General features: G+C 68.9%; 11 protein-coding genes and 7 pseudogenes. 9 read left to right on the forward strand and 9 right to left on the reverse strand.

All coding sequences use genetic code 11. From position 1 onward, the window contains the following. Positions 1-277: 277 nt before the first annotated feature. Positions 278-608 (forward strand): annotated as a pseudogene (locus ACZ6ZT_RS32505) (transposase family protein); the annotation flags it as partial. 156 nt (positions 609-764) lie between these two features. Beyond that, entirely contained in the window at positions 765-1598 is an 834-nt protein-coding gene (locus tag ACZ6ZT_RS32510; RefSeq protein ID WP_469723885.1) for an SDR family NAD(P)-dependent oxidoreductase, read from the forward strand. A 432-nt stretch (positions 1599-2030) separates the two neighbouring features. On the opposite strand, the gene ACZ6ZT_RS32515 is transcribed toward ACZ6ZT_RS32510, so the two are convergent. Beyond that, positions 2031-2771 (reverse strand): SDR family NAD(P)-dependent oxidoreductase, encoded by a 741-nt coding sequence (locus ACZ6ZT_RS32515; RefSeq protein ID WP_469723874.1) that lies wholly within the window; start codon positions 2769-2771, stop codon positions 2031-2033. A 1226-nt stretch (positions 2772-3997) separates the two neighbouring features. On the opposite strand from ACZ6ZT_RS32515, the pseudogene ACZ6ZT_RS32520 reads away from it, so the two are divergent. Next, positions 3998-4706: pseudogene (locus ACZ6ZT_RS32520) on the forward strand (helix-turn-helix domain-containing protein); the annotation flags it as partial. Positions 4707-4942: 236 nt separating this feature from the next. Here ACZ6ZT_RS32520 and ACZ6ZT_RS32525 read toward each other — a convergent pair. The 7 genes and pseudogenes from ACZ6ZT_RS32525 to ACZ6ZT_RS32555 all read right to left on the reverse strand — a co-directional run bounded on the left by ACZ6ZT_RS32525 (position 4943) and on the right by ACZ6ZT_RS32555 (position 10041). Next, a complete protein-coding gene (locus ACZ6ZT_RS32525) occupies positions 4943-5170 on the reverse strand; it encodes a hypothetical protein (protein ID WP_469723875.1) in 228 nt (75 codons plus the stop codon). Then, positions 5167-5608, reverse strand: a pseudogene (locus ACZ6ZT_RS32530) (ASCH domain-containing protein). Before ACZ6ZT_RS32530 ends, ACZ6ZT_RS32525 begins: the two are co-directional and overlap by 4 nt. Then, positions 5605-5844, reverse strand: a pseudogene (locus ACZ6ZT_RS32535) (GGDEF domain-containing protein); the annotation flags it as partial. The pseudogenes ACZ6ZT_RS32530 and ACZ6ZT_RS32535, both read right to left, overlap by 4 nt. 273 nt (positions 5845-6117) lie before the next feature. Continuing rightward, a complete protein-coding gene (locus tag ACZ6ZT_RS32540) occupies positions 6118-6306 on the reverse strand; it encodes a hypothetical protein (protein WP_469723888.1) in 189 nt (62 codons plus the stop codon). A gap of 296 nt (positions 6307-6602) precedes the next feature. Then, positions 6603-6812: pseudogene (locus ACZ6ZT_RS32545) on the reverse strand (site-specific integrase); the annotation flags it as partial. 735 nt (positions 6813-7547) lie between these two features. Further along, complete coding sequence (locus ACZ6ZT_RS32550) at positions 7548-9347, reverse strand: trypsin-like serine protease (RefSeq protein ID WP_469723876.1); 1800 nt, start codon at positions 9345-9347, stop codon at positions 7548-7550. A gap of 292 nt (positions 9348-9639) precedes the next feature. Continuing rightward, entirely contained in the window at positions 9640-10041 is a 402-nt protein-coding gene (locus ACZ6ZT_RS32555) for a hypothetical protein (RefSeq protein WP_469723877.1), read from the reverse strand. Between the two features lie 662 nt (positions 10042-10703). On the opposite strand from ACZ6ZT_RS32555, the gene ACZ6ZT_RS32560 reads away from it, so the two are divergent. From ACZ6ZT_RS32560 to ACZ6ZT_RS32575, 4 genes and pseudogenes are all read left to right on the forward strand, one after another. Beyond that, positions 10704-14717, forward strand: a complete 4014-nt coding sequence (locus ACZ6ZT_RS32560; protein WP_469723879.1) for a polymorphic toxin-type HINT domain-containing protein — start codon at positions 10704-10706, stop codon at positions 14715-14717. A 195-nt stretch (positions 14718-14912) separates the two neighbouring features. Then, positions 14913-15674: a hypothetical protein gene (locus ACZ6ZT_RS32565; protein ID WP_469723880.1), complete on the forward strand. Its 762-nt coding sequence runs from the start codon at positions 14913-14915 to the stop codon at positions 15672-15674. Between the two features lie 61 nt (positions 15675-15735). Further along, positions 15736-16168 (forward strand): annotated as a pseudogene (locus ACZ6ZT_RS32570) (transposase); the annotation flags it as partial. Between the two features lie 94 nt (positions 16169-16262). Then, positions 16263-17132: pseudogene (locus ACZ6ZT_RS32575) on the forward strand (IS5 family transposase). A gap of 182 nt (positions 17133-17314) precedes the next feature. Here the strand turns inward: ACZ6ZT_RS32575 and ACZ6ZT_RS32580 are convergent. Then, positions 17315-19963 (reverse strand): helicase associated domain-containing protein, encoded by a 2649-nt coding sequence (locus ACZ6ZT_RS32580; RefSeq protein ID WP_469723881.1) that lies wholly within the window; start codon positions 19961-19963, stop codon positions 17315-17317. Positions 19964-20167: 204 nt separating this feature from the next. On the opposite strand from ACZ6ZT_RS32580, the gene ACZ6ZT_RS32585 reads away from it, so the two are divergent. Continuing rightward, positions 20168-21751 (forward strand): transposase, encoded by a 1584-nt coding sequence (locus ACZ6ZT_RS32585; protein ID WP_469723887.1) that lies wholly within the window; start codon positions 20168-20170, stop codon positions 21749-21751. Further along, positions 21748-22497 carry an AAA family ATPase gene (locus ACZ6ZT_RS32590; protein ID WP_469723882.1) on the forward strand — a complete coding sequence of 250 codons (750 nt, stop codon included), beginning with the start codon at positions 21748-21750 and terminating at the stop codon, positions 22495-22497. The genes ACZ6ZT_RS32585 and ACZ6ZT_RS32590 overlap by 4 nt, the downstream gene beginning before the upstream one ends. Positions 22498-22685 lie beyond the last annotated feature (188 nt).

Below are 22685 nucleotides of genomic sequence, written 5' to 3' on the forward strand. Positions count from 1 at the left end.
CCAAGCAGCTCCTCCAGCGCGGCGACACGGTCATCGGCGCCGTCCGCACCCCGGGCAAGGTCGCCGACCTGGGCGAGAAGCCGGGGGACAAGTACAGCTTCACACCCACACCTCACCTGCCTCACAGCCAGGAGATCCACATGAACACCGACGTCCTCGTCGTCATCGGCGCCGGCGGGATCGGCCAGGCCATCGCCCGACGTCTGGGCCCCGGACGCACCCTCCTGCTCGCCGACCACAACGACAAAACCCTGCGGACAGCTGCCAAGGCCCTGGAGGACATGGGCCACAGGTCGGGACCGCCCACGCCTACGTCAAAGCCGTCGTCCAGCACCTGTCCGGCCGGGCACCCGGCCTTCTGCGTGTCCGGCGCGAGACGGATCCTGATTACGTCCTGCTCGACGGGACGCTCGCCGAGTGCGACCGTGTCGGCGACAGCCGGGCCGACTTCTCCCAGAAGCACCGTCGTCACTGCGTGAACGTGCAGGTCGTAGCCGACCCCTCGGGCAAGCTGCTGTGGATCTCGCCCGCGCTGCCCGGCCGTACCCATGACCTGACCGACGGCCCGCACCCACCGCATCATCCCGATCTGCGAACGCCAGCGGGTCGGCTTCGGCAGTACGACCACCAGCGCCGTCTACAGCCGCGCGACTAGCATTGTGCCCGCATGACCGGGGAGGTTGTGGGGGTTCTCTGGTGACGTCATGTCGGCGCAGGAGTGGAGCGCCGACCCGGCTGCGCGGGCCGGGGGCATTATGATCCGCATGACTTCCACCAGGTTTCCTCCTTCCATCGACACTTCTCCTTACGGCGTCACCTCGACTCACTCGCGGGCCTTTCCGTCGAGGGGCCGTCGTGTGCTCGTCAGCGGTGCCTCGCGCGGGCTCGGCCGCGCGCTTGCTGAGGCGTTCGCGGCCAACGGGGACCGGGTAGCCGTGCACTTCGGCTCACGGCGTGGGGAGGCCGAGGCGACCCTCGCCTCCCTCGTCGGTACGGGGCACCTGCTCGCCGGAGGCGACTTGTCCACCCCGGACGGTGCGCGTGCCGTCGCCGAGATCGCCGCCGGAGGGCTCGGCGGGCTGGACGTGCTCGTGAACAACGCCGCGGTCAACCTCTCGCATCCGCTCGCCGACACCTCGTACGAGGAGTGGGCAGCCGCCTGGCAGAGTCACGTATCCGTCAACCTCCTGGCAACTGCGAACCTCAGCCACCTCGCGGCTCGCCGGATGATCGAGCAGGGTGGTGGTGGCCGGATCGTCAACGTCGGCTCGCGCGGGGCGTTTCGCGGTGAGCCCGACCACCCGGCTTACGGGGCGACGAAGGCGGCGGTGCATGCGCTGGGCCAGTCCCTCGCTGTGCACCTTGCCCCGTACGGAATCGCCGTTGCCTCGATCGCACCCGGATTCTTCCAGACGGAACGTGTCGCGCACCGGCTGAGCGGGGAGGAGGGCGAGGTGATCCGCGCCCAGAGTCCGTTCGGGCGAGTGGCGTCTGCGGACGAGATCGCGGCCGGCGTGCTGTGGCTGGCCTCACCGGCCGCCGAGTGGGCGTCGGGGACGGTACTGGATCTCAACGGGGCTTCGTACCTGCGTACATGAGCCACCGCAGCGGTAGGGACCCGGCTCGTTCCGGGGCCGGCACCCGCCGAGTGCCGGCCCCGCGCGCGGATCACTGCCGAAACGCACTCCCAACTCGCGTACGGGTTGGTCACGGGGTGCAGGGCAGCGGCCATCGTGCGTAGTCGCACACGCGGATTCCGTTCCAGCGTCTACGCATTCTTGGACCGAGCCGTTCCGTGTGCGGAAACAGATGAACCGGAGCGCCGCCACGCCGGAGAAGTCTCCCGGCCGAACAAGGACCGGGCCGCCGCCGCTCGCCGGCCTGCCCTCCCGGAGCTCGGTGGCAGGGCGGCACGTCGCCGACTGCCTGGCCCTGGAGGTACCGGGTACGGACACCGGGCCACGGCCCGAGTCGACCGCGGTCATGACCGGGTACCGTCTCGGCGGCTACTTCCCACCGGGCCGAGCGGCTCACACGGAGACTCCCGTCTCATGCGCCAGCGCCTGTAGGAGGTGGTCTTGGAAACCGCGGTCGTGGACCGCCGCGTGTGGCTCCTGCCGCTGACGGTGATACCAGTACTCACCACTCGTGAGGGCCTCGGGATCGTCGCTCGACGCCAGCCACTCCTGCGTCCGGTGGCCCAGTTCGAGGTCGTCAGGGGCGTTCGGGCCTCCCGTCTTCGTCGGCACCCAGCCCGGGTCCACGGCATTGCTCGGCGCCTCGGGGCGCAGGCGGGCGACCGCGGCGGCGAACGCCGTGACGAACAGTTTGCTGTCCGCGTACGAGCCCGCGTGCTCACCACCCCGGTCGGTGCCGTCCAGCGAGGAGTGGGGGTGCCCGCCGAAATGCGAGCCACTGCTCAGGTACACCAGCCGTCGCGGGCCCCGCAGCAGGGCTGTGAGCAAGTACGGCGCGACGATGTTGACCGGCATGACCGCCCGACCGCTCCACACGCCGGCGTTGTGGATGACCGCGTGGAGGGGCTGCGTGTTCAGTTCCGCAGCGATACGCCGGACGGCGTCGCCGTCGGTGAAGTCGCCGACCACGACCCCCGCCCCTTGCTCCAGCAGTGGTGCGAGGCCGGCGGCACGTTCCTGATTGCGGGCGTGCACCACCACCTCGTGGCCCGCCGACAGCAGCGAACATGCTGTGGCGCGTCCCAGGCCGTCGGTGGAGCCGGTCACCAGAATTCGGCGGGGGGCGTCAGTCACGGGTCTCCTCATGGAGCCGGGAGGTGCCATTACGGGCGACGTCGAGGGGGCACAATCCGCATCTTGGCACAGGTGGGACGTACGTCTCGCGCTTGCAGCGATGAGCCTTCTTGTTCCGCCCGAGCGGCGGGCGGGTGTCTCCGACCCCGCATTCCGGCCGGGTGCACACAGCCCAGGCGCACTACGACGTGCTGGCCCTGTTTCCCGTGGCCCTCGACGAGCTGGGCCTTGTATTCCCCGCACGGCGGCGAGGTCGGGCTGGAACCCGCCTGCGGGCGCTCACGCAGCAACTGCACGCAGGCAGGCTGACGTTGCTCGACCAGCATCGCGGACCCACCAGCGATCCGGTCGTCGACTGCCCCTGGCGCAGAGTCCTGCCGCGCCCTATGACGAGGAGGACATCGTCGAGTACGGAGGCCGGTCGCTGGCCCGTCGAACCTACCCTCGAAGGGGAAGCGTCAGGTGCCCGAAACGGTTTCTGGAGCCAGTCGAAGACGACCTCGCAGTGCAGTTGCGGCGCCATCGGCGAGCAGTGGAGCTGCGCGCCCTCCGCCGCAGTCAGCTTCAGGTAGTCCTTGGGGGACGTGAGCATGTCGTACAGTCGGCGCGGCTGACCCGGGTAGAAGTGCTCATCGTCGTAGTCCAGGACCAGTGGGGGACCCGGCTGGCAAAGTCCGCCTGGGGCGGCCACAGGTGCAAGGCACGCTCATCGAGGACGCGGCCACGCCGCGGTGCGTCAACGCCGGCAGGCCAGCCGGACGCGAAGCAGCTCAGTCCAACCGGCCTCACCCGTCCCGGCGACCTGATCGATCCTGCGGAAGTGGAACCGGCGCCCGCCCGACGTGACAGCCGGGCCCTCGCCATGCCCAAACACCGAAACCGTCGGCCGAAGAAGCCGACGGGCCGTCACGAAGATCGAGGTGAGTGCCGGTGGCGATCTCGGCGGAACGGGAGCAATCTGGCGTTACGTCGGCGTCATCACAGGTCCGCTCACCGAACAGCGCCGCGCAGGCCTGGCGGCTGATGGCCCTGTTCGAGAGGGTCCTTCCGGCAATCGACGACGAGCACGCGGCGCGCTACTACATGCACGTGCGTGACATGGCTGTTATGGCCGCCGAAATCGAGGTGCCCAGCGCGGCATGTAGTCCTCTGGCGTGGAAGGTTCGGCGGGGTCGTGGTCGGGACGGTTGGATGTGCGGCGCCGTCCGATCCGATCGCTGGGGGTGGTGGCCGAGCCTGTCCGCGTGCGCAGACTGACCGACCAGGAGGGGCAGCAGCTGCAGCAGATCGTGCGTCGGGGCAGCACCAGTTCGGTGTGGTTCCGGCGCGCGATGATGCTGCTGGCCTCGGCCGGCGGGAACCGGGTCCCGGTGATCGCCCAGCTGGTGCAGACCGACGAGGACACCGTCCGTGACGTGATCCACCGGTTCAACGAGATCGGCCTGGCCTGCCTGGACCCTCAGTGGGCGGGAGGCGGTCCCCGCCTGCTCAGCCCTGATGACGAGGACTTCGTCATCAAGGCAGCCACTACCCGCCCGACCAAACTCGGCCAGCGAGGCATTACGCCGCCTGCTTGCCCGCCGCGGCATCACCTTCCAGCGCACCAAGACGTGGAAGGAGTTCCCCGACCCCGCCCGCGACGCGAAGCTGGACCGGATCGAGGAGGTTCTGGACCGTTTCCAAAACCGGGTCTTCGCGTTCGATGACTTCGGCCCCCTCGGGATCCGGCCCACGATGCGCTCGGGCTGGGCCGCCTTCGGCCACCCCGAACGGCACCCGGCTACCTACCATCGCACCCACGGGATCCGGTACTTCCACGGCTGCTACCCAGTCGGCGACGGCACCCTTTGGGGCGTCAACCGCCGCAAGAAGGGCGCCAGTAACACCCTGGCCGTCCTCCGGACGATCCGGGCGGCCCGCCCTGCCGGCGCACCCTGGGCCGCCGCCAGCACGCAGCGGCCTGACCCGGTGCGGGTGGTGGCGGCGCGGCGGGAGGTGATGCCTGACAGTGTCCCACTGGACGATCCCCGCGAGGGCGTGGTCCGGTTAGGGGGATCGGCCGTCCCGGGCCTGGCTTGACCTGATCACCCTGCCACCGCGCCGAAGGGCGGCACCAGAGGGGTCCGGTGCCGCCCTTCGGCGCCAGGGCGGCGCGTTGCCGGGCGGCTCGGTCAGCCGAGCGAGCCGAGGAGGGTGTCGAGCGCCTTCACCTCGGTCGACGCTCTGTGGACGGGCTCCCCGGCGTGGGAGCGCATCAGCGTGGGCTTGTCGCACAGCACGCAGGGGCGGTCCTGCCAGCGGTCGAAGTGCTGGCTGTCGCGCCATTCCAGGAGCGCGCCGGGAGCCGGGACCAGGCCCGGCTCGCACGGCGGCTTCTTCTTGCCTCGGATGCCGGTCACGGCCGGAAGCCTGGCGACTGCTGGAACACGCGCTCCAGCAGGTCCGGCTCCGGCTTCCAGGGCACGAAACCTGCCCGCGCGCGGGAACGGGCATGGGGAGCTCCTGGACGTCGGCGAGCACCAGGTGCCAGGCACCTGGGCGCGCCCACTGCGAGCAGAGCGACGCTCCCTCAGGGTCCTGGTGGCAGTCGGTGACCCGGGCGGTGCCGACGACCGCGCCGGTGACCAGCTCCGGTCTCGGATCGTGCGGCCGATCAGCGGGAGGCGCAGGGCGGGCCGGTCGACGGTCTTGCTCGTGTGCAGCAGCACCCAGCCGGTCCGCCACCGTGCGGGCCGGTTTTCCACCGTCTTGGCACCGGCGAGGATGCAGGCCGCGTACGGCCGCCGGATGCTGATGCCGCGGATCCAGTCGCCCTCGGGCAGGGGCACGTCGCTCATGCGGCCCGCCCCCACACGCTGGTGCCCGGACGGCCGGCCCGGCGTCCGTTGATGGACGGCACGGTGACGTGCCACGTCGTCGCGAGGACGGCGCGGCCGGAGTGTTTGCTGTCGTAGAGGGCGGCATCGGCGGCCCTCTGCAGCCGGGTCAGGTCGCGGGAACCGACCGAGGCCGGGGCCGCGGCGCCGACCGATGCGGCGACGTCGATGGTGCGGCCGTCGTCCAGGGTGACCGGGGCGGGGGCCCATGGCGCCCTTCGCTGCTCAGAGTCGATGTCACAGCGCGCTGGTGCCCGTCACACCCGTACGCATACGCCCGTGCGCGCCGCGTCAGGAAAGACCGTCAGCACCAGAATCTGCACAACCTGTCGAAGCAGTGGCTCCAGGACAGGAAGTCGACGGCAACACCGAGGGCATCTTCGTCATGGACGAGAACGGTGTGGGCATGGCTGCGCACCACCTCGACCTGCAGTGTTGTGCTCCCTGGCCCCTTTCCGCCGGATGCCTGATCATTCCTTCTGGGCGGGGCGCGGCGTGGGCAGCCCCAGCAGCACCGGCCCTCCGGACGCGGAGGAGTCGATCTGGTTGATCTTGGATTCGGCTCCGGCGAGGCTGATGCGAAGTCCTTCGATCTCACCGAGCCAGCCTTCGCGCTCGGCTTCGGTGATCCGATCGCGCAGATTGTCGCGGATCTCCACGAGCCGACCACGCTGCGCCGGGTCGGGGCGCAGGAGAGAGCAGCGGACGCAGGCGTGCTCGTGGATGCAGGCGGTGCCGTAGGCGCGCGCGCAGGTGCCGACGGAAAACGTGCGGCGTTCGAAGTGGCCGAGGAAGTCCTCCCATTCGGCGTGGGTGGGGGTGCGGTACTCCTCGGCGGGTCGCAGGGTGCGGCGGCGGGTGATGAGGGCGCGGTGGCTTCGATGGTCTCGGTGGGGTAGGTCGCGTTGTAGCCCATGGTGGTGTTGATGTTGGCGTGGCCTGCGATGACCTGCGCGATGTGGGGCGGCAGGCCGGTGCGGATGGCGTCGGTGATGAACATGCGGCGGAAGTCCTGCGGGGTGAAGTGCAAGGGACGGCCGGTCGCGTCGGTGAGGCGCATGAAGGCGACGGTCTCTTTGAGGACCTCGCGGATGGTCTGCGAGTTGAGTGTGGAGGCTCGGCGCCCCGGTCGTACTGGAAGAGCAGGGGCGCGGGCAGGTTCCACTGGCGCTCTTCGGCGTCGTAGCGGGTGACCAGGGGGATCAGGCCGGTCTTGGGGTCGCGGACTCGGCGGATGCTCGTGGCCAGGACGTCGGCGGGCTCGGGGCTGACGAGTAGAACGCGCTCGACGTCGGTCTTGGAGGGGGCGATCTGCAGGAGGGGGACGATCTCCCCGGTGGTGGGCAGCCGGTACTGGATCATCGCGTGGTGGCTGATCTCCAGCATCTCTTCCACGCGGGTGCCGGTGTGGCGCAGGAACTCGACGGCCGCCCAGGCCCAGAAGGCGCGGTGCTCGACGCGGTCGAGGTGGACGAGCGTGCCTTTCGCGTCACGGGCTGCGGCGCCGGCCGCGTTCTGGCCGCGGGTGTAGGAGACGCCATCGAGGGTGAACCGGTGGCCGGGCGGGGTGGCGCGGGCCGTCGCAAGGCGAGCCGCAGGAGAGCCCCGCCGGCGGCCAGCCCTGCCATGCGTGTTCCCTTGCGCCAGTACGACATCGGAGATGCCGCCCTTGTTCCTTTGTCCCTTCGGGGCGCTGATGCGACACGCAACGTCAAGAAACCCCCCGACGGGGACTTTCCCGCGCAGGATGGCATCCTCTGCGTCACCTGGATGGAACCCGAGGGAATGGGCCCCGCCATGCCACCGCCCCCGCGGCAGCTGGCAAGCCAGGTCCCGTGGGGGCGGTTTCGCTCAGGTACGGAGGTCGCTCGTACGCACTACTCCGAGCGTGGGGCGGTGGTCAGGGGCGGTTCCACTTGGCGTTCGCGCCGGTGCCGCAGGCCCACAGGCCGACCGGGGAGCCGTTGGTGACGGCTTCGCTGAAGACGTTGGCGCACTGCTCGGGCTTGACGGCGCTGGTGAGGGTGGTCCCGTTGTAGTTCCACTTCTGTTCGCCTCGGCCGTCACAGGCCAGGGCCTTGAGCCGGGAGGACTGCGGGGCGCCGGCCTCGGCGGTCAGGCAGAGGTTGCCGTCGATCCGCATTTCTTTGGCGGCGGTGTAGTCCCACTGCTGGTTCGGGCCGCCCCAGCAGTCGTAGATCGCGATGTCGGTTCCGTTGAAGTCCATGCACCGGTTGGACTGGACGCCGCGAAGGCTGCTGCTGCCCCAGCGCAGTCCGCCGTCCTGCCACCGCACGGCGAGGCTGCCGTTGTTCTCCAGGGTGGCGTAGGAGCCGTTGCCGCCGTAGGTGCCGGTGGCCCACAGAGCGCCGGTGGTGGTGCCCTTCTTGTACAGGACGAGGTTGCCGTCGGCCTGCATCTGCAGGTAAGCGTCCCAGTTCCAGGTGTACTTGCCCCATAGCTCGCGGCCGGTGGCCCGCTCACGGACCAGGACGTTGCCCTGGATGTCCATGATGACGACGAACGTGTCGTTGCTCATCCACGCGCCGGGCATCAGCTTGTCACCCGAAGCGAGCTTGGGTCCGCGCCCGGCGGTGCCGGTGGACCACAGGGCCCCGCCCTGGCTGGAGCCGCCGTCCTTCGTGTAGATCACCAGGTTGCCGTCCGCCTGCACGTCCAGGCGTGCACCGGTGTTGCCGTAGGTGCGGGAAGACCACAGGGCGCTGGCCCCGTCGGCCTCGTTGGCGCCCTTCTTGTAGACGACGAGGTTGCCGTCGGCCTGCATCTTGGCGTACGCGCCCGGGTTGCCGCCGGTGTGGGAGGCCCACAGTGCGGCACCCTTGCCCTCACCGCCGGTGATGTGGTAGAAGACCAGGTTTCCGTCAGTCTGCATGGTCAGACGGCCGCTCTCGCCGAGCAGCGTCTCACCGGACTGCAGTGTCGCCCCGGATTTGAACACGACGGGTCGCTGCCTGGCGGAGGCGATCCAGCTGTCGAGTCCGTCCGCGCGCGCCGCGATGGCGCCGGTACGGGTCTCGGCCGGGTCGGTGCCGAGGCAGCCTCCCTGCCAGGACCGGCTGTTCACACCGATGATCTGACCGGCCGCGTTCAGCAGGGGGCCACCCGTGTCGCCCTTGCAGATGGCGTCGGTGCCCTTGCTGGTGAGTGCAAGGGTGGTGGCGTCGCTCGTGTTGACCGTGAAGGTGCCGGTGTGCAGTTTGCCGGGCACCCATTCGGTCTTGGTGCGCCCGAATCCGGCTGCGGTGACGTCGGAACCGGCAGCGGGCGCGGCCGCCGCGCGGGCGGCGGTGGCTATCCCGGAGGCGGGAGCGACGAGCCGGGCCAGGATCAGGTCCCGGTCGGGGTGCGGGAACACGTCGGAGACAGCGAGGGCCTTGCCGTCACTGAGGGTCGCCACGGCCTTCAGCGACGGCTCACCGGCCGGGACGGAGGCACCCGGCGTGGCGGCGAAGCAACTCGCGGCGGTCAGGACCCAGGAAGCGTCGACGAGCGTCCCGCTGCAAGCGCGGCTGTTCGCCTCCTCCCCGAGCGTCAGCCTCACGGTGTACGCGTGTTTGCCGGCGGCGGCTTCCGGCCCGGCCACAGCGAGGGCGGGCGTGGCAGAGGTCAGACTCGTGGTGACCGCGGCGGTCACGAGCAGACCCGTCATCCGCGCGGTGCGCGGACGGAGTGCAGACATGTGGTGCTTCCTTAACAACAGGACGAGGCGACGTGTACGCGCCGAAGAGATTGCGGGCGGGGCGGTGGATCGGCGTGGGTGGGGACACTGACATGAGCACCCTGGGCACCCCTGGGCCCCGTGTACCGGACCGCCCCATGTGCATGAATGTGCCCCTTCGCCGGGCTCGGCCGGCCCCGGCCGAAGGTTCAACGCTTGCGAACGACGCATTGGTGGGCTGAACGGAGCTCAGGTACACAGCTGCGCCGCACGGTGGCGCGGCGGGCGAGACAAGGTTGAGGGGTGGCGTGAACTAGCCGGCTACGCGGAGTTCGATGAGGGTGGAGATCTTCGCCTCCATGCCGGCTTCGCCGTACCCGGTGAACCGGTTGGCGGGCGCATCGAGGGAGGTGCTCTTGCCGTCGGCTTCGATGGTGACATGCACGGGGTCGGCCTTGGTCCAGATGCCGTAGGCGGAGGGCAGTTCCAGTTCGACGTAGGCGGGTTTGGCCTTGACGTCGAAGCAGTAGTAGGCCTGACCCTCTGTGCTTTCGACCTTGATGTCCTCGGTCCCGTTGCAGGGGATGTAGACGAGGTTGCCGTCGCCTCGCTTCAGCGTGAGCTTCTGCTGGGTCTCTTCCTTGATCTTGGCCGCGTTCGGGTAGCTGAAGTCCTCGATCGCGTAGGGCATTTCGCCGGCGGCTGGGGCAGCCACAGCGGACTGGACGCCGGGCATGGCCGGTAGCGTCGGTGCGGCGTGGGCGATCGTGAGAACTGCCGCAGTAGCCGCGAAAGCAGCGGTAAGAGTGGTGATGAGAGTTTTTCTGGCACGCGATATCACCATGACAGACCTCCTAAACAAGTATGAGGGCATGACAACGGAGCCCCCGTCAGATCGAAGCAAAGTGAACCACAAACCAGCCGCACCTACCTTTGCGGGTGTTGTGATCTACCTCTCAGCGGTCAAGCCGGTAACGCGGCGAAGGTCTCCAGTCCGACCTGAAAGGCTGTCAGGTGAGGCGCCCTCAGGGCAGTCCCGCACGCCCCGCCTTCTATGCCTGATCCCCGGCGCGCCTATCACGTGACCTGGCCGTCCTGGCGTCGGCAGGAGCCCGGTAGGATCACCAGGCTCCAGGCTGCGGCCTGCCGCGAAAACCCGGACAGCGACCTGGCTCCGGGCATCAAAGCCCCCATGCAATGCGGGCCTTTTCGTCGGCGTCCATGAATTCCTGTGGCCATCATCACGATCTTGAGGGGGGTCGTCCTGTGAGGCGACGAATACCTTCCCGGACATTCGATTCGGGAGCATTGAAAAGATTCTCGGCCCGCCGCCGTGCATTGCGTACTTTGCTGGCAACGGGCCTTTTGGCGGGTCTCGTGGGAACAGCCCCGGCCGCCGCCGCGGAGATTCCCGCCCTCACGGCGCAGGAAGCCCGGCCCTACGTGGTCGGCTACTGGCAGACCGGAGGCCGAGGCCTCAAAGAGGCCGCCGAGCAGGCGCTGCTCGGCGGGGACGACGCGATCCGCAGGTTCCTCGACGAAGCCGAGGGGATCCAGAACACCGACAACCGTGTGGAGACCGCACGGCTGGCGATGACCGGCGGACCACGCGTACGCGAAGCCGCGGTCGCCGCCCTGCAGAAGACGCCCGCCGAACTGCAGGAGTTTCTCCTCAGCGGCTACGTCGAACCGCTGGACACCGACCACAGGGTCGAGATCGCGCGCCTGGTCCAGCTGGGCGGCCCCCGGGTCCGGCAGGCCGGCGAGGCCGCGCTCAAGGGCACCTACAGCGACCGCGAGCAGTTCCTGGCGAAGGACCGGTACACCGCCCAACAGACCGACAACCGGGTCGAAGTGGCCCGAATGACCAGCACCGGTGGCCCGAACGTCCAGGCCGCGGCCCAGGCGGCGCTGCAGGGCACTCCCGAGGACATCGTGGAGTTCCTGGAGGTCGGGCAGTTCACCGCCCGCAACCGCGACCAGGAACACGCCACCGTCGCGGAGCTCACCGCGCAGGCCCAGGCAGCCGGCAAGCAGGCCGAGGACGCCACCAAGCTGGCTGAAGAGGCCTCCAAGAAGGCCGTGCAGGCAGCGGGCCTGGCCAAGGAAGCCGCCACGAAGGCCGCCGCCGAGACACAGGCGGCGAAGAACGACGCCAACAAGGCCGCGGTCAAGGCGGCCCAGGCCGCAGAGGCCGCACGCGCCGCGGCTCAGGCCTCGCAGGAAGCCATTGGTTCCGCCAACGCGGCCAACCGCGCCGCCCGCAGGGCGGCCCTGGCGGCCGCCCAGACCGCATCCGCCGCCGCTGGCGCAGCCAATGCGGCCAATGCGGCCTACAACGCGGCCGTGGCCGCGGCTGGTGACGCCACCAAGGCGGAGGGCGCCAAAAACGCAGCCGCCGGCGCCCGCGCGGCCGCTCTGTTGGCCACCCAGTCCGCGGCAGCCGCTGAGAGCGCCGGCCGTGCCTCCGCAGCAGCAGGCGTAGCCGCGGACGCCGCCAAGGGGGCCTCGGCGAACGCTCTGGCCGCAGCGGACGCCGCCGAGCAAGCCAACGACTACGCCGATGCGGCCGGCGCCCACTCTGCGGAAGCACGCCAGGCCGCCGCCGAAGCCCGCCGCCACGCCAACGCTGCCAACGCCGCGGCCGACCGCTCGGCCGGTTTCGCCCGCCGGGCGGCCGCCGCCGCCTACGGTGCCCGCGACGCCGCGAACTCGGCAGCCGCGCATGCAAACAAGGCCGCTGACTACGCGGAAGACGCCGCCAAACACGCCGGAGAAGCCGCCGGTTACGCGGATCAGGCTAAAAAGAACGCGGAAGCAGCCAAAACCGCGGCCGAAACGGCAGCCGCCGCCGTAACCAAGGCCAAGGAGGTGGCCGCCCTCGCCCGCGAGATCGAAGCCGGCGACCTTGAGACCCGCACCCAAGGAGCCATCGAGCGCGCCACAAGTGCCAAGGCGGCGAACGAAGCCCGGATCTCGGCATCCGCCTCCCTGCAAGTCCAGGCCCTGTCCCTCGACGACACCGCGACCACCCTGGCCGCCGAAGCCTCCCGGCCTGACGTCGACGTCCAGGCCACGGCCGCCAAGGGACGTCAGCTGGCCATGCAGGCCATGAAACTTCTGGGTCCGTGGCACCAGGAAGCCGCGGCGCGCGCCCTGTCCGGCACCGACCAGGACGTACTGGACTACCTGCGCACCCGTTGGAAGGAAGCCGGCCGCAACGATGCCCGCCAGCGTGTCGTCGACCTCTCCACCCAAAGCCCCTATCCCTCCGTGCGCACCGCCGCGTCGGAGGCTTTGAAGGGCACCCCCGAACAGATCGAGACGTTCCGTAACGAAGGCCAGTTCACCGCCGGATACACCGAGATGCGGGTGGAGGTCGCCCGGCTCACCAACACCGGCGGCACCCACGTCAAGGAGGCCGCCCAGAAGGCCCTGGCCGATGGCACGGCCAAAGCCCTCACCACCTTCCTCCACGCCGGCCAGCACGCCGCCCGCGCGGCCGACGAGCGGGTCGCCGCGGCCCAGCTGACCAACGTCGGGGGCGCGGAAGCCAAGGCCGCCGCCCGGATTGCCCTCGCGGGACCGCCCGAGGCCCTTCACGAGTTCGTCACCACGGGTCAGTACACGGCCCGCCTCAAGGACGACCTGGCGACCCACCACACCGACCAGATCGACCGGCTCCTCAACGAAGGCGACATCATCGTCGCCGAGGCCCAGATCAACCGCTGGAATGCAGCCGAAGCCGCCGCCAAGGCCGTCCAGGCGGCAGCCGAAGCCCAGGACGCCGCCAAGCAGGCCGCAGAGTCTCTGCGCCAGGCCCAAACCGCGGCCAAGGAGGCCAAGACATCCGCGGAACGGGCCGCCGGCAGCGCCGCCGCTGCACAGAAGTCCGCAGCCACGGCCCGCACGGCAGCCGACCAAGCCAACCAGGATGCCAACGACGCCGAGAACTCCGCTGATCAGGCAGAGCTGTCAGCCTCCTACGCACGCCAGTCCGCGAAGCGGGCCAACGACTCCGCAGAACAGGCCCGCCAGTCCGCCCTCAACGCGGGCAAGAGCCGCGACGAAGCCACTGTCATGGCCAAGGAGGCATGGCAAGCCACCCTCAAACTCGTCGAGAAGGAAGCAGCCGAGGCACTCCGCCAGGCGCAGGAAGAACGCAAGCAACAGCAGGAAACGAAACCCAAGCGGATCTGCCGCCCCTTCGCCAGCCGCGAATCCATGATCCCCATCCTGGCCTGCGCCGCAGACCCGGAACACTCCACAATCGAGGTCTGGCAGGACGACCCCTTCCTCAGGGGCATGGTCTGGGAGCTCTCAGGGCTCAACGACATCAAGGCCTGCATCAAGGATCCCACCACGGTCGACTGCATCGTCGCCGGCGTCAGCGCCCTGCCCTGGGGCCGGGCCAAGCTCCTCCTCAAGATCGATGACGGCGTCGAAGCCCTCAAGCGCCTGCGCAACACCAGGCGGGCCGTCGAATGCCTCACCTCGAACGCGGCACACAGTTTCCCCGCCGGCACACCGGTCCTGACGGCCGCCGGAACAACCCTGCCGATCGAAGAGATCCGAGTCGGCGACCAGGTAACCGCGACCGACCCGGCCACCGGAGAGACCGGGCCCCGCACGGTCACCCGCACCATCCGCACCCCAGACGACCGCAGCTTCACCGACGTCACCCTCACCGACGGCTCCTCCATCACCTCCACCGACGGTCACGCCTACTGGGTGGAGAACCGGAAGCGCTGGATCGACGCCCGCGACCTCCGTGTCGGCGACGCCCTGCGTACTCCCGTCGGCACCACCGTCGAGGTCAGTGAAACCCGGCGCTGGTCCGGTCTCCAGTCCGCTTATGACCTGACGGTCGACGATCTCCACACGTACTACGTCAGTACCGGATCAGCCGACGTCCTCGTCCACAACACCGACGGGACGTGCCCCACCTGGGTCCTTCAAGCACTGAATGAACTAGGTGCCTCCCCGCACGGGGACGCCACCTCAGGCCTTGCTTTTCGGGACGGAAAGCGAGTCTGGGAGGGGCCTATCGTTAGCGGACTATCGGAAAATTCCCAGAAGATCAGCGACTTTCTGGCAACCTCGAAGGATTTTCCTGATTTCAAAGAATACGTCGCAACGGCTCATCATGCCGAGGTCAAGTTGGCATGGGAGATGGCGGAAAACGGACCTGTAGGGGAAAAGATCGATTTTGTTATCAATAAGAATTATGTATGCCCGAAATCGCCTACATCATCTCAACAGGGTCTCACCCCCATGGGCTGCCAACAGGCTGTACCGGCAATTCTTTACGAAGATCAGCAGATCTGCGTCTTCTATGCAGGGAGCAACGGCGACTGTATGCCGCTGAAGGGCAAGCGGAAGCGTAAGTAGTCGTGACTTGCTGGGGAGGCTCCGGAGATGTCCGGCGCCTCCCCAGTGCTGATAGCCGGCCTGGATAAGACGCCAATTGACCTGTGAGCGGTATTTTTCCGCCGTTCGAAGGCGGACCGACAGGCGGAGCGGGCGCCTGCTGCGGGCGACAGACTTGATTGGATCATCGGGACCACAGTCGGGTAACCTTCGTCCATGGCGAATGAAATCCGAGATCCCTGGTGGGCCACCTCCTCGTCACTGGAGGATGCAGATCAGATTCTGCGGCGCACCGATTGGGCGTCCCAAGAGATGTATGCGGCTGCAGGGCCTGATTTTCTTCTCGAAATTCCGCGTCTTCTGCAAGAGCTTCTTGAGTCAAATTATACGACCCAGTGTCTAGCTTTGGAAAATCTGGAGCCGATTCGTCATCAGCGAAGCGTCTATCCCCCTTCGGTGCCGGCGGCGATGTACGTTGCTTCCATCCTCCCGGACTCACGTATTGAATCGGTAGGGCAAGTTTTCCATATCGCTCCCTCCCTCAGGGAGAAGCGTCCTCGCCAGTTCCGTGCGGAATTGATCGACTGGCTGGGATCGCTCTTCTATGACTGTGACGACAGGAATCGCACGCTCATCCGCACGGCGCAGGCCATGGATGCGGTACGCAATATGCGGCCCGCGTTCTTCGAGGCCCTGGCCCCCTTCCTGAACGACCCGGACACCGAGCTGCGCCACGCAGCGCTCGCCGCTGCCGTACCGCTGTCTGAACACCCCTCCCTCGCGCGGCAAGGAGCTACCCTGGCGGCACATGCGCAGGATCTTCTCGCCAGCGGCAGCACCGACTATTACAACCGAGCCCGAGCTCTCAATGGCCTCACGGCCTGGGGCTATGACACTTCCAGTCTCAGACGACCAGCCGATACCCATGCGCTGGCATTCCTCGCGCCGCCGACAGATTTCCCCCCGCGGAACACGTAAGGCGTCGGCTCGCATGGCGTGACCGTTCCTTGAACCGGGCACGGCTGATCCGGTTGAGCGGTTGGTGCCGGACGAGTTGTGGGTGCTGTCCGCGCGGGTGGGGCCGCCGACGGAGGTGGTACGCCCGCAAGGTGAGGCTAACGTCGGACAGGTGACCGCGAGGCCCTGGCCGCGATCGTCTTCTTGGCGACCTCGGGCCGCATGTGGAGGCAGCTTCCGCGCCGGTGTCCGGGCCGAGTTGGCAGACCGCCCGCCGGCGCTTCGCCCAGTGGAGCCGGGCTCGAATCTGGGCTCGGCTCACCGCGTGATAGTCGATGAACTGGGCGCCCGCGGCGAGCCTGACTGGTCGCGGTGCGCGATTGGCCCGGTCAGCCTCCAGACCGCCAAAAGAGGGCCTTTGACGGCACCGAATCCGACCGATCGCGGCAAGTTGGATTGAACTGGTGCGAAGCATCCCGCCCATCCGCTCCCGCCGCGGGATCCGCGGTCTGAGGTTCCCCCGCTGTGCGGGAGTGGCTGACTAGGGCGTGTCTGATAATTGATCTTGCGGCAGGTCGAGGCGAGTTGACGGACGCGGCGTGGGAACGGATGGAGTCCTTGTTGCCGCAGGTGGACGGGCGTGGCCGTCCGTGGCGTGATCACCGGCAGGTGGTCAATGGTGTGTTGTGGCGGTTGCGTACCGGGGCTCCGTGGCGTGATCTCCCGGAGCGGTATGGGCCGTGGCAGACGGTCTACGAGCGGTTTGCCCGCTGGGAGGCGGACGGCACGTGGGCAAGGCTTTTGGAGCACATGCAGGTCCGCGACCACGCGGTGGGCCGGGTGGAGTGGACCGTCGCCGTCGATTCCACGGTCAACCGGGCTCACCAGCACGCCGCCGGCGCACGTAAAAAGGGGCCGCGGACGGAGACGAACTGGAAGATCCGGGCCGCTCGCAGGCGCGCCAGGCCCTCGGCCGGTCCCGAGGCGGGCTGACCACCAAGGTCCACCTCGCCGTCGACGGCCGGGGCCTGCCCCTGTCCATCGTGCTCACCCCCGGCAACATCAACGACGCCACCGCGTTCGGTCAGCTCCTCGACGGGATCCGCGTTCCGCGAGCCGACACCGGCCGCCCGCGCACGACACCGACCCGAGTGCTGGGCGACAAGGCCTACTCCAGCCGGGCGATCCGGCACCTGCTGCGGCGTCGGGGCATCGCCGTCACGATCCCCGAGCGCCGCGACCAAGCGGCCAACCGCCGGCGCCGAGGGCGCCAAGGCGGCCGTCCGCCCGCCTTCGACGAGGAGGTCTACCGCGACCGCAACGTGATCGAACGATGCTTCGCACGCCTCAAGCAGTTTCGCGCGATCGCGACCAGGTTCGACAAGCTTGCCAACCGCTACCGCGCCGGAATCGTCCTGGCCGCTCTGATCCTCTGGCTCCGCGAACCTCCCAGATGATCATTTGTCAGACAGGCTCTAGTGGATGCCCAAGTGAGACCGGAAGATCCTCGCTTGTCGTCCCTCCTGGACCCTGCTGATGCTGCCGCCGCCTTGCGGCTCCACCGCGATGTGTGCCGCCGCCTTGGCCGCCCAGTGCCAGAGAGCGACGCCGACCTCCTCGACCAACTGAAGACTGAGCGCGCGAAGCTGCACGGCCGGTAATTACGAAACGACCCAGTCCACGCCCAGCTTCGCGAGTGAGGCGAGTTGTTCGGTGGTGAGTTTGTGGCGTCGGGTTTTGGTGTTGGAGACCCATACGCCGAGCTTCACGATGACCGGCTTCGCTTCGCCGTCGACGGTGATCTCCTCGCGGTGGGCGCGGGGGACGGGCCGGTGGGCGCCTTCCCGTTCCACCCACTGGGTGAGGGCTGTCAGGCCCCGTTGGAATGCCTGTTGCGTCTTGCTCGGCTCCTTCGCTCCGCGGCTGGCTGCGGGGGCGGGGGCGGGCGCCTGGTCGCGCTGTACTCCCAGTGCGGTCAGCCGTTCCTGTTGCTCGGGCAGGAGTCGCGTCCAGGTGGTCGGCTGTTTCTGTTGCTGGAGCCATCGTCCGATGTCGTCGCCGTCCATCAGCACGCCCGGGGCGATGTCGGGCAGCTGTCCGTCGGTGTCGACGAGGTCCGCGAGCACGCGATACTGCCGCTGCCAGTTCAGTGGCCACGGGCAGTCCCAGTCCTCGTCGATCGCCGACAGCTGTGCCGCGCGCTCGGCGGCGCGGTCCGGGTCCTTGCCGAGGCCGTTCTTCGCGCCTTTGCGGCGGAGGTTAGCCATGTGCTGTCCGACGGGCACCATCTCGTCGTCCTCGCCCCACATCGCGTCCTGACGCGGTGCGAGATGCCCGGTTGCCCGCCGGTACGACCGGAGCACGGCGAGCTTGGCTTCCCACGCCTCCTCGCCCGGTTCCCAGACCATCCCGGCCTCCGGCGCGTCCAGCAGCGTCTTGCGCCGCTCCTCCAGCTCCCCGGCGCGCAGGGCCTTGCGCTGCTGGTGCACCCACCGTCCCAGCGGGAAGTCCTTCGTGACGCCGACCTCGGTCTCGGTGTCGTACGGCACGGCCTGCACGCCAGTGATGCCGTTCTCCGCCCGCCACCGAAGCAGGGCCTGGTAGCCCTCCAGCCACACCAGGGACTCGGGCCGGTAGATCCGGGTGCGCAGGAACGCGGCGATCGTGGCGGCGTCTCGCGGACTGGAGAAGTGCAGCAGCGCGGACTCAGCCGCGGCGTCAGCGCCGTCCTGGACCTCGCCCTCCCCGCCGGCTGCGACGATCCGTCCGTCCTCGTCCCGCCGGACGTGGACCTTGCGCTGGCCGTGGGTGAGGGCGCGGGAGGCGAGCTGCTCGACCAGGCGCTCGTCGTGAGATCGCAGGCCCTGGAGGACGGCTACGAGGGGGCGGTAGCTGGCGCTGGCGACCATGTCGGTAGGGTCTTCGCCCGGCTCCAGGAACACGGGCACGATGATGCGGGCGATCTTCATGGCCCCGTCCTTGTTGAGCCGGAGCGCCCGGCCGATGTTCTGGACGATTTCGACTTGGGAGCTGCGGGTGTCGGCGAAGCAGATGGCTTCGACGCCGCGTTCGCCGGTGATGTCGACGCCTTCGCCGAGGACGCGTACGGAGGCGAGGAAGGCGCGGTGTACGCGTCGGTTGTCGGCGTTGATGCCGTTGGCGAACTGGCGCAGGGCCTCGCGGCGCTCGGTGACGAGGTGGTCGCCGCACAGCCAGGCGGACCAGACGTGGTCCGGGGGTACGTGGCGGCCGGCCTCCAGCTCGTAGAACTCGGCCTCAATCGAGGACTTCGGCAGTCGGCCCGCGGCCGCCAGGTCGGCGTCGGAGGCGTCGTTGACGTAGAGCTCGGCCGCCGTCTCGGGCAGCTTCTCTGCGAACGCGGCTGCTTCCTCGACCTTCTGGTGGAAGGTCATGACGGTGCGCAGGTTGTACGCGGCGGCGTGCTCCAGGAGCGCGGTCTGCAGCAGGGCCAGGCGCCGGCCCCACTGCGCCTCCTCGGACTCTCCGAGGACGGGGGAGGGGTCGCGGATCTCCAGGACGTCGATCTCGAACCCGGCGAGGATCCCCCGCTCGATCGCCTCCGACAGCCCGAGCTCGGCGAGCCACGACCCGTACGTTCCGTCCGGGTCGTCGGTCATGCTCGCGATCTCCGCCTCCTGTTCCCCGGCGCCCTTCTGCGGGTGTGCCGCGGCCAGGATGCGTGGGGTCGCGGTGAGGTAGAGCCGGAAGTCCGCTGGGATCCGGGTGTTGTCGTGGATGGCTGCCCAGGGTCGTCCGAGGTCGCCGGCGGTGCCGTGGGCTTCGTCGACGATCGCGAGGTCGAAGCCCGCCATCTGCTGGCCATACAGCCGCTCCCCACCCGCCAGGGCAGCCTCCAGGGGCCCGCGAACCTTCCGCTGGCCCACCGGCGCGACGACGTCCTCACGGTCCACCAGCGAGGCGTACGTGGCGAACACGACGACCGGCCCAGCCCCGGCCCACAGGGCGAGCTGGATCGGGTTGGTGGTGGTGCGGACCCCGAGCTGGTCGAGGACCGGGTCGTTCTCCAGCGAGCACACCGCGATCATCGGGGTCCGGTGGCCCACCAGCCGCCATGCCTCGGCGGTCTGTGCGAGCAGGTCCAGGGTGGGGACGGTGACCAGGGTCCGGCCGTCGGGGAAGCACTCCAGCGCGCTCGCGGCGGCCGTGATCGTCTTGCCGGACCCGGTGGCTGCGATCTCTCGGTTTGGGGACAGTGGTGTGAGAGACAGTGAGTGCCTGGGGTGTTGTTGCTGGTCGGGGTCTGTTTCGGGGTCTCGTGTCACTGTCATGGACGTGAGAGATCGGTGTGGGATCGCTGTCCTGAGCCTTTATCGCGCTAGGTGTGACGCTGTCTCAGTTTCGTGAGTTCTGATCCATCGGCTGGTTGGGTTCGGTGTGATGGGCGGGTGGATGAGGAAGTACAGCTCCCGGTCTCGGATGGTTCGGGCGGGAGGTTGCCGGCGGTGTCGGTGCGGGCGTTGCGGGGGCCTGCGGTGCGTCGGTTGTTGGTCTTGCGTCGGGAGGGGAAGCTCGCTACCCAGGACGTGAGGGCGATGGCTGAGACGTTGGGTGTGCGGGAGCGTGCGGTGTGGCGGTGGCTGGCCGCCGCCGAGCAGGACGAGACCGCGGCCCGGGCGCCGGGGGAGCGGACCCGGTACTACGGGAGGTTCACCGTCACTGCGGAGGTCCGGGCTCTGCTGGGGTTGTGGAGGGGCAACGTTGCCGCGGTCCATCGTGAGCTGACGGCGCGCGCGGCCCGGGGCGAGGGTGAACTGCCTCCGTCGATTCCGACGCTGCATCGTGCGATCCGGCGGGATCTGACTGCGGGGGAGCGGGCGGGGCTTGCCGGCGGTGAGGGCGAGGCCCGTAAGCATGATGTGTTTCTGGCCCGGCCGCGGGGCTGGCGGAATCAGGTGTGGGAGACCGACCACGTCCAGGCCCCAGTGCTGGTCGACGTCGAGGGCACCGCGCTGAGGCCCTGGATCACCTGGTTCGTGGACTGTGCCACGAACACGATCATGGGTGTGGCTCTCACGCCCGGGTATCCGTCGCGGGAGTCAGTGCTGGCCGCGCTGCGCGCCGCGGTGTTGCGCGGGGAGCCTTTCGGGCCGCAGGGCGGGCTCCCGGAGAAAGTGCGTGTGGACCGGGGCAGGGACTTCCTGTCGAAGACGGTCGCGGCTGCGTTCGGGGCTCTGGTGGTTCAGGTAGAGGACCTGCCCGCTTACACCCCGCACCTGAAGGGCACGGTGGAGGGCTTGAACCGGGCGGTGGAGTCGATGTTCCTGGCGGCACTGCCGGGGAATGTGCGTCAGCCGCGCCCGGGCAGGCGCCGGGTACGGCCGAAGGACGAGGCGCTGCTCGGGTTTGAGGACTTCACTGCCCGCCTGCTGGACTGGGTGGAGTGGTGGAACACTTCCCATCATCCGGAGCCGCTGAAAGGAAAGTCTCCGCTGCAGGCATGGGAGGCCGATCCGACTCCGGTCCGGGAGGTCAGCCCGGAGGAGCTGTGGACGTTCACGCTGGAGGACGACGGCCGCGTCCGGGTGATCTCTACCCGTGGTGTGCGGTTCCGCCGGCGGGACTATGTGGGGCCGTGGATGAGCGGCCTGGCGGGGACGGGGGTCAGGGTGCGGTTCATGCCGCACCACGAGCACCGCATCGAGGTCTTCGACGCCATGAGCGGCCGCTACCTGGGCCCCGCGACCATCGCGGACGAGGCAAGCCCGGAGCAGATCACCGCGGTCCGTACAGCACGCGCTGCGCGCAGCCGGCGGCTGAGCAAAGACCTCACAGCGGCGCAGCGTGAGCGCTACGCGGCGGTTACTCGGCCAGGGAAGCCGGAGCGGCTCGGTGCTGTGTCTGCGGTGGAGGCCGGCGAGGAGCTCGCGGCGGCTGACTGGGTGGACCTGTCGAGGCTTGCGTTGCCGGACCTGATTCCGCCGTCCGCTCCGCCAGCCGAGTGGCGCACGCCGCCCGGCCTCGCCGCACGCACCCGCCACGCCCGTCCAACGGATACGGCCAGCCCCGGTACTGGCCCTGGCACTGATTCCGGTGCCACCGAGGGAGGACCGCGGTGACCGCCCCCACCTACCAGTACGTCGATCTCCCGGACGCGTCGATCGTGACCACCCGGGCGCTGCTCACCGCAAGGGAGAACATCGCCGACACGGTCGCTGCGCGGGCGATGATGTGCATCCACGGCAATGCGGGCTTCGGTAAGACCCTCGCGGTTAACACGTGCCTGCACGAGCTGGAGGACACCTGCGGTGAGGAAGTCTGCCGGGTCACTTTCCGTGCCCGGCCGACCGCTCGCGCGGTCCGCTACGAGCTCTTCGAGACGCTGCGCCTGCCTGGTGAGCCGCCCCGCCATCCCAGTGAGTTCGACCGCCTGCTGAAGACCGCCCTGACCGAGCGGCCCCGCACGTTCCTCGTGGATGAGGCCCAGTGGCTCAACGGGGAGGCGTTCGAGTACTTCCGCTACCTGTGGGACGAGCCCACCACCCAGATCGCCATCGTCTTCGTCGGCGGCGCAGGCGCCCATACAGTGCTGCGCCGAGAGCCGATGCTGTCCTCCCGGATCTTCATCTGGCAGCAGTTCACCCGCCTCACCCCCGAAGAGGTCCTCGACGTCATCCCGCTCTTCCACCCGGTCTGGGAAGACTGCGACCCGGCCGACATTTCCTTCGCCGATGAGCAGGCCGCCCACGGCAACTTCCGCGCCTGGGCCCAACTCACCGCCCACATGCGCACCGCCCTGGAACGGACCGGCCGCCCTCGCCCGGACCGCGACCTGTTGCGCTGGGCTTTCAGCCGCCTCGCATGACCACACCCGGCACACCCTGCTTGGCTGTCGTCGTCGATGCAGGGGATGACGCAGCGTTCACCCACACCGCTCTGGCCGCGCATGCCCCGCATGCCGGCCGGATCACGCTCCACCCGGGCCCGGGCACGACCAGTGAGCGTTTTCAGCGTTGCCTCTCCAGAGTGAGGACAGCCTTGGTGATGACGGTC

Source organism: Streptomyces sp. NPDC102258 (assembly GCF_055584685.1).

Coding starts and splice junctions, on each gene's coding strand:
- ACZ6ZT_RS32510 (WP_469723885.1), top strand. CDS start 765: ATGACTTCCACCAGGTTTCCTCCTTCCATCGACACTTCTCCTTACGGC.
- ACZ6ZT_RS32550 (WP_469723876.1), bottom strand. CDS start 9,347: ATGTCTGCACTCCGTCCGCGCACCGCGCGGATGACGGGTCTGCTCGTG.
- ACZ6ZT_RS32565 (WP_469723880.1), top strand. CDS start 14,913: ATGGCGAATGAAATCCGAGATCCCTGGTGGGCCACCTCCTCGTCACTG.
- ACZ6ZT_RS32580 (WP_469723881.1), bottom strand. CDS start 19,963: ATGACAGTGACACGAGACCCCGAAACAGACCCCGACCAGCAACAACAC.